The sequence below is a fragment of the Candidatus Hydrogenedentota bacterium genome (assembly GCA_012523015.1).
GTDB lineage: Bacteria > Hydrogenedentota > Hydrogenedentia > Hydrogenedentales > CAITNO01 > JAAYBJ01.
Map to the genome: position 1 here is coordinate 1 of JAAYJI010000165.1, position 12592 is coordinate 12592.

The following is a 12592-nucleotide window of genomic DNA, read 5'->3' on the forward strand; positions in this document are numbered from 1 at the left end:
CCTGTTTTGGTGTAAGGCGTATAGGCTTTGAGACCTTTCACGAGGGCAGAAAAGTTTTCGGGAGCGTCAATGTCCAGCACATCCAAACCCGACATACGTCCTGTTTGAATACCATAGTTGCCGCCCTTCCGACAATGAGCGCTGAGCTCTTCACACGTAAAAGAAATGTCCTTCCATTTCCTGCAGGCTTCCTTGCTGCGGGCGTTGAGCAAGACCACCGCCCCCCGGGCTGCCTGATAGCATTCTGCAATGACTTGTTCACGATTTTTTTGTGTGTTCATAAGATCCCCCTAGGCTGTCGCTTTTTGCAGGTTGTTTGAGACTATCGTTTTCATCTTTGGAAGGGTATGCCTTCGCCGCGCTTCCGCCTGAAACGAGGGAAAGGTCATTTTTCTCCGGCGCCCCTGAGCGATACGCCCAGAGCGGACATTCCAAGAAGTCGCAGTGCCGCACTTCCTCCACGTTTTCAGCACACAAGCGGCACGCCGCGCCGATGGCTTTCGCAGGGCTCAACGGCAGGTCAACACGGTAATCTTTTCCCGTGATTGGGTCGGGCCGCCGCCTTTTGGTTGGGTCAGGCGGCAGCACTGATCCCATCCGATAGGGCCAGAGGGGATGTCCCGTCATGGGACAATTCTTGACGGTCCGATGATTTTCGCAATGGAGCCATAAATAGTATTTTTGTATGGCAATTCTTCGGGATCGTGTACCCTCTTCAGGCTTTCCTTCCTTCTTTTGTATTTCTCCTCCTTTGTTCATCGCTTCCTTTCCGTATCCTCTGTTGACGTTACTGCGGCACCCGGAGCGGCGTGGTATACCGCCGCTCTGTCGTTAAAGCTTGAGAAGCCGTCGCCGCATCAATGCTTCTACTTATATAGGGAAAGGATTAGCACTTTTTGGCGCTCTCCGCTATGCTTATCGTCGTATTATCAACAACTTATCCGACTAAATATTGGATTTGTGGTTTATATATGGGTATACCCATCAGTTTACCCAAGTATAAATTTAAAATAAAAAGTTTTAGAGGCAGAAAATAGTGTGTTTTAGCCTTGATACTACAGGCTAAAGCTGTAAAGCGCTTTCCGGAAAAAGGGCTGGAAAAGGGCGAATTCTTTCCCCGCCTCTTTTTTATAAGGCTCCATCATGGTTTACACAGGTTTTCAGGTATTCAGGATAAGGGACAGCGTCTGTTGGAGAAGCGGGGCGGCGTGGCGGAGCTTTACCCAGGATTGGGAAAAGGCATTTTCCACGGGTTATTTTGCTCGGTTTACGATAAGGAATGGCGCCACTTTGTTCACCCTCTTTGCGTATGACCTTCTCTTTAGTCTCACCCATGTGTAAAGTTGTGGTGCTTCCTTACCGATTTTTCAAACATAAAGCATCTAAGGTTGAATTAGTCAACAATTTTCTGTAGAATGACGTCAAGCTTTTTGAAAGGCGAAAGCTGATCTTGGGAAAGAAAGTTGTTTTGTTCAGGACCAAAGCAACGGTGGGCAACATCAGGTTCCTAGGGTCGGCGGCGCTGATTTCAAAAGCGTGTTACTGTGAAGGGTTCACAGTGAAAGCGTATTTAACACGGTATATAAACAGGATAAGGAATGTACGGGCTGAGATTCTTCGTGCGACGATTCCCCTTTGAGACAAAGCGTATTGCCATGCTGCGCCCTTGATGGCGCTGCCGCTGCACGTCGTGCTTTGCATTGACCGCCCGTAAAATCTTTTGTTTTAAAATGAAGGTGGTCAGATATTCTATGAAAAAGCAAGCGTTCTTCATTCCGTTGCTGACAATCCTTTTTGTGTGTTTTGTTCAGCACCCCGGCCGGACTCAGGACAGCGCCTATTACTCTGCGCAAATCGGCGCAGACATGATCACCATAGCCGCTCCCCTCGAAAACCTAGACAATAACGCCTACGTCAATTTGAACAGCCTCATGCGTCAGATTGACGGGGTTGTTTCCTTTGACGCGGACCTTATCCAAACCAATTGGAACGCCACAACAGTAAATTTACAGGATAGAGAAAACCAGGTTCGTGCAGCAGGTTCCTCCTTCTATTTAGATGCGCCTGTGCGCCGTATCGGCAACGCGGTTTTTCTCTCGACAAGAGATGTACCCCTCTTTTTCGCGACTGCCTTCAATCTCAGCTTCACGCCGGTTACCCAAATAGATGCTCCCCCTTCTGTGGAACTGTCGCCTGTTGAACCTGATGAATCGGTTTTAGAAATGCCGGACTCCATGCTTCTGGAATCGGTGGAAGCGGCAGAAGCGGCCGACGCCCTTTCCGATGAAGAAGAAGGGGAAGAAGACAGCGAGGGCGACGCTGCAGAAGATGCCTTGGACGAGGCAGAGCTTGCTGACGAAACCGTTGACGACGAGCTCCCTCCCATAACAGCAGAATCGTTGGAGTGGTCGGCGTTGGCGCAATGCAAAGGCAGGCTCCTCTTGGATCCGGGTCATGGCGGGCAAGACATTGGCGCCACAGGGGGCAATGATGTTTTGGAAAAGGACATCTCTTTCGCCATTGCACAACGTATCCAAAAATCGCTGGAAGAAAACACACAGATCAACGTTCAATTGACCCGAGACAAAGACACGGATCTTTCTCTTGAGAATCGTCGGGTCATCGCGCAGACTGCGCCGGCCGATTATTTCTTGAGTCTCCATTGCGGCTTTTCAGTAACGCCGCGCACCCAGGGGACCGTGCTGTTCACGGATTATACGACGCTGCCGAGCGACGCCGTACTTTCGGAAGAATTACGCAAACGTTATGACAAGCAGCAAAAGACCTTGGAGAAAGCGAGCACCATTGCCTTTCATCTCGCCCAGGTTTTACGGGAGATCACCCCTTCGAACACGATCTTAGTCCGTAATTGTCCGTTGATCCTTCAACGCGAAATCGAGATACCGGTCATACTGATTGAGCTGGCTTATCTGAGCAATATCGATTCTGCCACGCTCTTACGTGAAAGCGATTACCAAGAAGAGATTGCGACGCAGCTTGCCAAAGCGATTGCGGTCTCCTTAAAACAATAGATATACGATCCTTTTGGGATAGCCTATTTACGAGCCTATAGGAATTGACTATGAAAGAGTCCAGAAAAAAACATATACTCCGCCGCTTCGGCATATTGACTTGGGGATGGATCACGCTCCTGCTCTGTTTTATTCTTGTACTGCTCATTAACCAAATGCTTTCGGAAGGGCAGAATCCCCTGTCCTTTCTCAAGTCGGACACGCCTGAAGTACCCGCCAATGCGGGGGACATCCAGAATCCGCCCGACTCCTTCGGCACCCGAGAAGTGACGCTCTTCTTCGTGGCAGAACAAGGGCATGTGTTAACGCCGGAAACAGCCGTCATTGAATACAGTATTCGGACTGTTGAAAATTGCCGGCGCTGCTTGACCCAACTCATCAACGGTCCGAAGCAAAGTTTTTTGCAGCCCCTCCTCCCCGATCAAACGCGGATCCGCGGACTTTATTTGCAGACGAACGGCGAGCTGATCATTGACTTATCGTCGGAAATGCTGCTGGCTCACAATTGCCCCAAAAGCGCGGAAATGGAAGCGCTCATGACCTTCGGCATTGTGAACACCATGTCCCAGCCGGCGTTAACGGGAGAAGACGGCCTGGCGGTGAAGCAAGTACGCTTCCTTTTCGACGGCAGCGTACCCCGTGAACTTTTCCCTGCCCATTTAGATTTAAGCGAAGCTCTTGTACAAGACAAACGTTGGGTTCAATCAGGTTATCACTAATGGAACATTCCCCGGCACAAGCGCCCATAGGTATTTTTGACTCCGGTATCGGCGGCCTTACGGTATGCAAAAAGATACTGGAAAAAATGCCGAAAGAATCCATTATTTACTTTGGGGACACGGCACGGGTGCCCTATGGTTCAAAGTCGCGCACCACGGTGATCCGCTATGCGAAAAGCTGCGCTTCCTTATTGATCGAGAGAGGCGTGAAACTGCTGGTCATTGCCTGCAATACGGCGAGTGTCTTTGCCTTGGAAACACTGCAGCAAAGCTTTTCAGTACCCGTCATTGGCGTGGTAGGCCCCGGCGCACGGGCTGCCTGTAAGCGCAGCCGATCGGGACGTATCGGCGTCATCGGTACGCGGGGCATGATTGGAACGGGCTGCTACGAACGAAAGATTCAACAACTCCGTGAGGATTGTGTTGTGTGGAGCAAAAGCTGCCCCCTTTTCGTGCCCTTTGTGGAAGAAGGCTGGACCGAGGGAAAGATCATTGAAGCGGTGGCGCAGGTTTATTTGGCTGACCTGATGAACGCAGAGATTGATACCTTGATCCTCGGCTGTACCCATTACCCACTGCTGCGCAACGTGATCGGCAAGGTCATGGGCCCGTCCGTATCCTTGGTGGACAGCGCCGAAGAGACCGCCATAGAAGTCAAGGATATTTTGGAAGGAAAGGGATGGCTGAACCATGCTGAACAAAGCGGCGAGCACCTCTTCCTTGTGAGCGATACACCCGATACTTTTGTAAAGACAGGGGAACAGTTTTTAGGAGAACAGTTAACGAACGTGCAATGGGTGGACATATAAACCACCACAACTCAATGCGAGCATATGATGGCACAGAGTAATAAGAACATGATGATCTCTAAAGGGGCGGCGCTGATGCGTTTGCTTCGCCGCCCTGTGTTACGGTCTGAACTGCATTTTGCCTGCCTCCTTATTTTCCTGATACTAATGCCCACGCTGTGGCGTCATATCCCGATCCAATTGGGAGAGGCTTCTCAGGGCGAGCCTCTTATCGCAGGCACTGTTCACGCGCAGATGCAGACCTTTGACGAGCAAGCTATGTTTTTCGCGGCGTCGGATCTTTGTCTGAGCGCCTACAGTACGAGCACGGGCTACGCCGATACACCTGCCTATAGACCGTCGGGCGGAGAAGACAGGAGCCCTTCACAATCACCCTTTTACGAAAGCTATCCCTCCCCGTCAAAGGATGCGCCTTTGGTGCGAATGCACTTGGCGTCGAGGCCGACGGAGGATCCTTTTTTTGACGAATGTAACCGCATCATCGAATCGGCGCGCATCGTGGCGTTGAACTGCGGCATCTCATCGTCTTCCCTATCCATTGAAGCAGTCCGTTCCTCGCCGACCCATGGCGGCCTGACGACCCGTTTCATGGTCGTCGCCAATGGTGATCCCACGCCTCAGGGCTTTTACCAAGCGCTGCAATCTGCCTTTCAGGAAGCAGACATCGCCCTATCCAAAAAGCTGGTGTCCCCCGATAAACTGTTGATCCGCATTAAATACCAACACGCCCTGTGTGTGGAATTTCTGGTCCTGTGCCCCGGTCAGATCCTTAGCGATCCCGCGCTTTTCGACGAGGAAGCAGCGGTGACTGAAGGGGCGGCGCAGGAAGGTGCCGCTGAGATAAGCAACGACGAAGTGCCCGACACGCCGCACGCAGACGAAGGTACACAGGAAGCCTACGACACGACCGACACCTATGAAGGCGCCTTTGATCTTGCTGCAGAGACCAAAGAAGCGGTAGACAACGCCGCTTTGGCGAACGAAGCCTTTTTATCCCCTCAATTTACAGAGACCATTGTGGATGCTTCCCAAGGCGAATCCCCTACGAAGGTATCGGTGTCCGCCCTGCCTCCGCCCGGTGCAGAAGTGATTGCGGAGAGCGCGGCTGCCGCTGACGAAGCAGCCCCTGACACAGTGGCGCCCTCCGTGCCCGTGGAAAAACTAGAAGCGGCGCCTTATACGGCGGTGCCTTCTCTGCTCGCCGTGCCTGAAGCGCTGCCCGAAGCAACACAGATGAAGCTTGCTCAGGCGGGCTCCGACAAAGTGCGTGAGGCGGCTCCTGACAACGGGAGCGACGACGAGCATCCCGCCTATATCAGCATTATCCTTGATGACGGCGGTTATGGAGGCACGGTCATGCATCGAGTCATGGAATTGGACCCTCAGCTAAGCCTCTCCATCTTGCCGGGTACGCCTTTCGCCCGTGAGACCATCGATTTAGCGATGGATAAGGGCTTTGAAATCATGCTGCATATGCCCATGCAAGCGGGCCGAAGCAACAAAAACCGATTCCCCGGGGAATTGCGTTTGGAAATGAGCCGAGAAGAAATCCAAGAAAGAACCCGTGAATGTATCGCCCAGTTCCCCGAGGCGCTTGGTGTGAACAACCATACAGGCGGCTTGTTTACGACTGATGCAGAAAAAATGTCTTGGTTTCTTGAAATAGTCCAAGAGGAAGGATTGTTTTTTGTAGACAGCCGCACCATCGGCAGCAGCTGCGCCTTTTCCAAAGCCGTTGAAATGGGGATCCCCGCCGCAGAACGCAATATCTTTCTCGACCATGTGAATAATATCGGGGATATCCGCAGACGCTTTAAAGAACTGATGGATCAGGCGAAACGAACAGGCTGGGCCATTGCGATCGGTCATTTCAGGCCGAACACGGTGACGGTGCTTTCGGAGTCCCTGCCCAAACTGGCGGAGCAAGGCATTGAATTGGTTCATATATCGGAGATGATTTGGTGAGCATCATTCTTGGCATCGAGAGTTCTTGTGACGAAACCGGCGTCGCCGTCGTAAAAGACGGAAGAGAAGTGCTTGCCAATGTGGTCATCTCGCAAGTGGATACGCATCGTGTCTTCGGCGGTGTGGTGCCTGAAATCGCGTCGCGGATGCATACGGAAGTGATCTACCAACTGGCGGCAGAAGCGATTGAAACGGCAGGTTTAACACGGACAGACGATAAGGCTCCTGTGGACGCCATCGCCGCCACCTACGGCCCCGGATTGATGGGTTCGCTCTTGGTCGGCTTAAGCTTCGGACGGGCTGCAGCGGCAGCTTGGAAAATACCTTTCATCCCTATCCACCATATTGAAGGGCATCTCTTCAGTGTCTTTCTCGGAGAGTCAGCCCCTGCCTTCCCCTATCTGGCGCTTGTGGTCAGCGGCGGTCACACGCAGATCATCCAATGTGAGGAACCCCACCGGTACACGATCTTAGCCAATACGCGGGATGACGCTGTTGGAGAGTGTTTCGATAAGGTGGCGCGCTTGCTGGGACTGCCCTATCCCGGCGGCCCTTCCATACAAAAATGTGCCGCAGACGGCGATAATCACGCCTTCAACTTTCCCAAAGGACTTGCAACACGCAATACCTTGGATTTCAGTTACAGCGGTTTGAAAACGGCTGTGCTCTATGCAGTCCAGGAAAACCCCGACGCGCCCATAGCCGATGTTGCCGCTTCCTTTCAGCGTGCCGCCATTGATGCGCTGCTGTTGAAGACGGAGCAAGCCATGGAGAAAACGGGTATTCACCGCCTCGTCATTGCCGGCGGCGTGGCAGCGAATAAACGGCTTCGTGAATCGGCTGCTGCCTTGCCCGGTGTGGATCTGTACCTGCCGCCCTTCGCCTATTGCATCGACAACGGCGCTATGATTGCTGCGGCGGCGCAATCCCGTCTCACACGAGGTTGCTGCCTGCCTGCCGATATACCTGCTGCGGCTTCCCTTCCCATTCCGGGATCCTGCATAGCCTAAATGGGTTATAATAGCGTAACGCTTGGGTTGCTGATGGGGCAAGCGTTGGATCTGTAGGACTGAACATCCTTCTGTCTTTCCATCAGAGGAATCTACAAGGCTGAACACAGGCGTATAGCAAAGGTTATGAACTTCACGCACAAAAAATTGTGGCTGACGGCGGGCGCCCTCCTTATCGGGACTATGCTCACCGTGGTTTGGCGTGTCGTGGATCCTGTGCGGCTGATCTATGCCCGCTACATGGCGCAGAAAACGGAGGAGGCGCTCTTCTTACTTGAAAACGATCCCGTCTTGTATTTTAAAGAGACCCAAGACGCGGCGCGGCTCGTAGCGGCAGCCACTGCCGACGGCATTCTATCGAGCCCTCAGACTCACTATATCTTGGCGCTCCAATATGAGCGGGAAGGCAACACGGAGGAGGCGGAAGCACTGCTCCGTGAGGTGATCTTGGATGTGGATACATGGAGCTGGCCCTATGTGAGTTTGGGTATCCTCTTGGCGCGCTCAGGCGAAGACTATTTGGAAGAGGCGGAATCCCTGTTGAACAAGGCAGTGGAACTGGAGCCCGATTGGGTGCGCCCCTACAACAGCCTCAGCGTGGTGCTGCGTCTTTTAGGACGCTTCGAGGAGGCGGAAATTATGTCGCTCCACGCCTCGGAGCTGGATCCTTATGATGTGGCGGCGCACAACAACTTTGCAAATCTCCTTGTCTTGGAAGAGCGCTACGAGGAGGCAGAAAGCCATTACCGCTTCGCCATGGAAAGCGAACCCTACAATGCGAAACCGCCCTATAATCTCGCCTGTCTCTTCAGCGTTATCGGTTCTTTTCAGGAAGCCTGCGATTATTTGGAAATGGCAGTAGCGCTGAATGAAAGTGCGCGCAGCGATGCTGCTATGGATCCCTATTTCGATCCTATGCGCAGCTATCCGCCCTTTGAAGAAATTATCTATGGCGAGGTGTTGACTCCCCGCTCTGAAGATGGTTGGGATGAGAAAGAAGAAGCGGATGCAGACACAGATGGGGATGTGCCTATGGAAGCGGAAGTGGAAGAGGAAGCCCCTACCCCTGACGTGGAAGAAGAATCAGACCCGGACGAAGAACACGCCGCCGAAGAGCCCGGCCATACGGAGGCGGCTGAAGCCGATACGGCAGCGGAAGATACGCAACCTTCAGAAGAGGCACAAGAAAATGAGAGCCCCTGATGATAAGGCGCTGAAGTATAGAGAGGAGTACGCCCTCATTTGAACAAAGACAAGATCACCAACGCCCTTCAGTTAGAACTCTTCCCGACGGCGGATAAGGACGCTGCGCGCTCAGCGTCTATAGAAGAACACAGGAAACCGAGCCCCGCCGTCCCTGACCCTTTGCACGACGACGCCTTGCATCAAAGCCTATGGAATGATCTTAAAGCGTCGGTAAACTTTCCCGTCGATCTGACCATCACGGACAACACGAGCACACTCATGTCACTTCGGACGCAAGGGCGCGGCGGCTTGGTCAAGATTCGTCTCCACCGTATGTTTTTGGACGCGCCCCCGAATATCCGCAAAGCCTTGGTTCATTGGATGCAGCATCCCCATTCAAAAGTACATAAGACGCTTTTCCTGGATTTTATGAAAACCAATAAAGGGAAGATCGCGAAACGAAGTGCAGCGCCCCGCAGCGCCGTGACTCAGGGCAAAGTCTACGATCTGCACGCCATATATAAGCAGTTGAACCAGCGCTATTTTGAGGATACGGTGAAGGCGGTCATTACCTGGGGCAGAGACAGCGCGGGGAAACAAAAGAGTATCCGCTTCGGCTCTTACACCGAAAGGAGCAAAACCATTCGCATCCATCCCCGTTTGGATCAAGCCTTTGTGCCGGACTATTTCGTGACCTCAGTAGTCTACCATGAAATGCTCCATGCCCATCTGGGTATTGGCCGGAAACAAAATGGGATGCGGGACATTCATTCGTCGGCCTTTAAAAAGAGGGAGCGCCTCTTCCATGACCATGAAAAGGCTTTGGCATGGATTGGCGATCCCAAGCATTTAAAGAAACTGCTTAGCAAGCCCCGGCCGGGGTGATAAGATTCTGATACCGAAGTTGTCTCAAGGAGAAAGGACATATTCTCATGGCAAAGATCGTTTTTATTGGCGCAGGCAGTTTAAATTTCACCCGTGCACTAATCCGTGATTTGATGACCTTTCCGCTCCTTCGCAATGGGGAAATCGCTTTGGTAGATATTAATGAAGAACGGCTGGACTTCGCTATGCGCGCGGCACAGGCGATTATGGACCAAGGCGGCTATCCGGCAAGCCTCACCGCCCATACCGATCGGAGCCGCGCTTTGAAGGATGCCGATGCCGTGTGCTGTACCATTTTATGCGGTGAGGTCGACTTGTGGAAATATGATATTACGATTCCCAAATCTTTCGGCGTAGATATCAACGTCGGCGATACGCGGGGCCCTGCCGGTATCTTCCGCGCACTCCGTACGATTCCGACCATGCTCGACATTTGCCGCGATATGGAGCGGTACTGCCCGCAAGCGATCTTACTCAATTACACCAATCCCATGGCAATGCTCTGCCGTGCCATGCAGCGAGTCTCCTCCATACAAGTGACCGGCTTATGCCACAGCGTACAAGGCACAGCGGCGATGCTTGCCGAATGGATCGGAGCGCCCATAGAGGAAGTAGATTATCTGTGTGCAGGCATTAATCATCAGGCGTGGTATCTCGAATTTAACCACAATGGGGAAGATGCTTATCCGCGGCTCCACCAAGCGATGAAACGCAAGAAGATTTACAATGCCGAATTGGTGCGCAACGAAATGTTTTTACATCTGGGCTACTATGTGACCGAGTCCAGCGGCCACAACAGCGAGTACAACTGGTGGTTCCGCAAGCGGCCCGATCTGATCGAAAAATATTGCACCCACAGCAGCAATTGGAATCCCGGCGTCTATGCCTATATCCTGAAGGAATACCAGCGGGTCGAAAAAACGTGGCGTCAAGAAGTGCATCAATGGTTTGCCGACGGCGCGCCCATGAGCCTGGAACGAGGCGGCGAATATGCCGCCCATATTATCAATGCCTATGTTGGCGGGACGCCCTTTTTGTTCAATGGCAATGTTGCCAATACGGGGCTGATCACCAACCTTCCTGAAGCGGCGTGTGTGGAGGTGCCGGTACTGATCAACCGAAGAGGCTTCAATCCCATCCACGTCGGTTCCCTACCGCCTCAATGCGCGGCGTTAAACCAAATCAGCGTAGCTTCCGAGGAGATGGCCGTGGAGGCGGCATTAACAGGTGATGCGGAAGGCGTCTATCATGCGGTCTGCTATGATCCCCTTACGGCAGCAGTGTTGTCTTTGGCGGAAATTAAGCAGCTGGTGAACAAACTATTCAAAAAGAACGCGCCCTACTTGCCCCAATTTGAGCGTTTCTCTTTCTGAGCCGTGATACAAGCGTGGCACAGCGGCTCGGCTACATGCCATGGGTATACAATTCAACATGACCCACGGGCACCGACATTTCAGCGAGAAGATGATTCCTTTTGCGCAGCGGCACACTGAGCAGCACGCCCATGCCCGCCATGGTGGTCATATAGAAGTTGCCACCGTAACTTAAAAAAGGTAAAGGTATACCGGTGACGGGCATCATGCCGGCAGTAATGGCAATGTTCACAAAGATATGAAAGGCGAGGATCACCACGACCCCTGTGGCGAGGAGTGTCCCCGACAAGTCCACGGCATCGCGGGCAAAGGTCAATCCGCGTAAGAGCAATAGGCTGAACAAGGCAATGACGGAGATGGCGCCGACAAAACCGAATTCTTCTGCCAATAAGGAATAGATAAAGTCCGTATGATGCTCAGGCAGATAGTTGAGCCGGGTTTGGGTTCCCTTCAAATAGCCTTTGCCCGTAAGCCCGCCGCTGCCGATGGTGATCTTGCTTTGCAGCGTATGCCAGCCGCTGCCCTGGGGATCATATTCGGGATGCAAATAGGTGTAGATGCGCATTTTTTGGTAGTGCTTCAAATCGAAAAAGGAGCGTTGATCAGAGACGACTTGGGGATCAAAGTCTTTCATCTGCCACCAGAGCACGGGCACGGCGCACAAGCCCGCAACAATGACGACAGCAAGATGACGGCGTCTGCAGCCTGCCACATACAACATCGCCAAGGTCAGCGGTCCTAAGGACGCCGCTGTGCCCAGGTTGGGCTGCTTGAGAATCAGCGCCATGGGCAGCGCGACCAAGATGAAGGTGAATGCAAACCATAGCAGCTTTTTGACACGCTCACCGATTCGGGTAAAGTACCAGGTCAGAAAAAAGACCATGATCAGCTTCGTATATTCGGAGGGTTGAAGACGAAAAAAGCCCAGGCTGATCCATCGTTCGCTGCCTTTGGCGGAAGACCCGAAAAAGATCACTAACAACAGCAAGCTGAGGGCGATAAAATACATAAAGGGGCCCATACTGACGAGGAAACGATAATCAAAACAGAGGAACGTGAACGCGACCAAGATGCCTACAGCAAAGAACAGGATCTGCCGGGTGAGGTAGGCAACCTCCGTATTGCGTGAGGCGCTGTACATGACGACCCACCCGCACACAGCCAAGGCCGTCACCAGCATGGGCAGCCACCAATCAATATGGGTTACATTGCGAACATTAAACAGCTTCACGCTGATATCTTGATGCTGAACTTGTTTTCCTGAATAGATCATGGGGACTCACCTTCTATCCGAAACGAGCTGCAGCGGCTTTTCCGTGGGGATGTCATAAAAGGTTTCAATGACTTCGCGGGCTACGGGCGCCGCCGCGGCGCCGCCTGAATGACCATGCTCAATAAGAACGGCTACGGAAATGCGCGGGCTTTTGTTCAAAACACCGCAGACAAACCACGCATGATGCCGCTTCTCATAGGGGATATCTGCTTCGGTACGGTAATATTCTAAACTGGAAAGAGACACCACCTGGGCGGTACCGGTCTTACCGATAATGTCGAGCCCGGGTATGGCGGCTGCTTTACCGGTACCCGTCGGCGGCGGCGCTTTCTTCTCAATAC

The 12592-nt window shown here is 52.7% G+C and carries 12 protein-coding genes; 8 read left to right on the forward strand and 4 right to left on the reverse strand.

The window, feature by feature from the left end; translation table 11 throughout:
* Nucleotides 1-281, reverse strand: a 281-nt coding sequence (locus tag GX117_07300; protein NLO33144.1) for a hypothetical protein, incomplete at its 3' end; no start/stop codon positions are given.
* Nucleotides 259-759: a hypothetical protein gene (locus GX117_07305; GenBank protein ID NLO33145.1), complete on the reverse strand. Its 501-nt coding sequence runs from the start codon at nucleotides 757-759 to the stop codon at nucleotides 259-261. The genes GX117_07300 and GX117_07305, both read right to left, overlap by 23 nt.
* A gap of 992 nt (nucleotides 760-1751) precedes the next feature.
* On the opposite strand from GX117_07305, the gene GX117_07310 reads away from it, so the two are divergent.
* The 8 genes from GX117_07310 (at nucleotide 1752) to melA (ending at nucleotide 10978) form a co-directional block, all read left to right on the forward strand.
* Nucleotides 1752-3032, forward strand: coding sequence for an N-acetylmuramoyl-L-alanine amidase (locus GX117_07310; GenBank protein ID NLO33146.1), 1281 nt, complete (start codon nucleotides 1752-1754; stop codon nucleotides 3030-3032).
* A gap of 50 nt (nucleotides 3033-3082) precedes the next feature.
* The gene (locus GX117_07315; GenBank protein ID NLO33147.1) at nucleotides 3083-3751 is read left to right on the forward strand and encodes a GerMN domain-containing protein; all 669 of its coding nucleotides are present in this window, start codon (nucleotides 3083-3085) and stop codon (nucleotides 3749-3751) included.
* Entirely contained in the window at nucleotides 3751-4560 is an 810-nt protein-coding gene (locus GX117_07320; protein ID NLO33148.1) for a glutamate racemase, read from the forward strand. Before GX117_07315 ends, GX117_07320 begins: the two co-directional genes overlap by 1 nt.
* Nucleotides 4561-4608: 48 nt before the next feature.
* A complete protein-coding gene (locus GX117_07325; protein ID NLO33149.1) occupies nucleotides 4609-6525 on the forward strand; it encodes a divergent polysaccharide deacetylase family protein in 1917 nt (638 codons plus the stop codon).
* On the forward strand, nucleotides 6522-7535 hold the full coding sequence (gene tsaD / locus GX117_07330) for a tRNA (adenosine(37)-N6)-threonylcarbamoyltransferase complex transferase subunit TsaD (protein ID NLO33150.1): 1014 nt from the start codon (nucleotides 6522-6524) through the stop codon (nucleotides 7533-7535). Before GX117_07325 ends, tsaD begins: the two co-directional genes overlap by 4 nt.
* A 126-nt stretch (nucleotides 7536-7661) precedes the next feature.
* Entirely contained in the window at nucleotides 7662-8738 is a 1077-nt protein-coding gene (locus GX117_07335) for a hypothetical protein (GenBank protein ID NLO33151.1), read from the forward strand.
* 39 nt (nucleotides 8739-8777) lie between these two features.
* The gene (locus GX117_07340) at nucleotides 8778-9605 is read left to right on the forward strand and encodes a SprT family zinc-dependent metalloprotease (protein NLO33152.1); all 828 of its coding nucleotides are present in this window, start codon (nucleotides 8778-8780) and stop codon (nucleotides 9603-9605) included.
* Between the two features lie 47 nt (nucleotides 9606-9652).
* Entirely contained in the window at nucleotides 9653-10978 is a 1326-nt protein-coding gene (melA, locus tag GX117_07345) for an alpha-galactosidase (protein NLO33153.1), read from the forward strand.
* A gap of 31 nt (nucleotides 10979-11009) precedes the next feature.
* Here melA and rodA read toward each other — a convergent pair whose 3' ends face one another.
* Together rodA and GX117_07355 are read right to left on the reverse strand one after the other, a co-directional pair.
* The gene (gene rodA, locus GX117_07350) at nucleotides 11010-12251 is read right to left on the reverse strand and encodes a rod shape-determining protein RodA (protein NLO33154.1); all 1242 of its coding nucleotides are present in this window, start codon (nucleotides 12249-12251) and stop codon (nucleotides 11010-11012) included.
* A gap of 6 nt (nucleotides 12252-12257) precedes the next feature.
* The coding region (locus GX117_07355; GenBank protein ID NLO33155.1) for a penicillin-binding protein 2 at nucleotides 12258-12592 on the reverse strand (335 nt) is incomplete at its 5' end.

What these genes read in the sequence shown, in the direction of transcription:
- GX117_07305 (NLO33145.1), bottom strand. Translation starts at nt 759, where the DNA reads ATGAACAAAGGAGGAGAAATACAAAAGAAGGAAGGAAAGCCTGAAGAG.
- GX117_07310 (NLO33146.1), top strand. Translation starts at nt 1,752, where the DNA reads ATGAAAAAGCAAGCGTTCTTCATTCCGTTGCTGACAATCCTTTTTGTG.
- GX117_07315 (NLO33147.1), top strand. Translation starts at nt 3,083, where the DNA reads ATGAAAGAGTCCAGAAAAAAACATATACTCCGCCGCTTCGGCATATTG.
- GX117_07320 (NLO33148.1), top strand. Translation starts at nt 3,751, where the DNA reads ATGGAACATTCCCCGGCACAAGCGCCCATAGGTATTTTTGACTCCGGT.
- GX117_07325 (NLO33149.1), top strand. Translation starts at nt 4,609, where the DNA reads ATGATGATCTCTAAAGGGGCGGCGCTGATGCGTTTGCTTCGCCGCCCT.
- GX117_07335 (NLO33151.1), top strand. Translation starts at nt 7,662, where the DNA reads ATGAACTTCACGCACAAAAAATTGTGGCTGACGGCGGGCGCCCTCCTT.
- melA (NLO33153.1), top strand. Translation starts at nt 9,653, where the DNA reads ATGGCAAAGATCGTTTTTATTGGCGCAGGCAGTTTAAATTTCACCCGT.
- rodA (NLO33154.1), bottom strand. Translation starts at nt 12,251, where the DNA reads ATGATCTATTCAGGAAAACAAGTTCAGCATCAAGATATCAGCGTGAAG.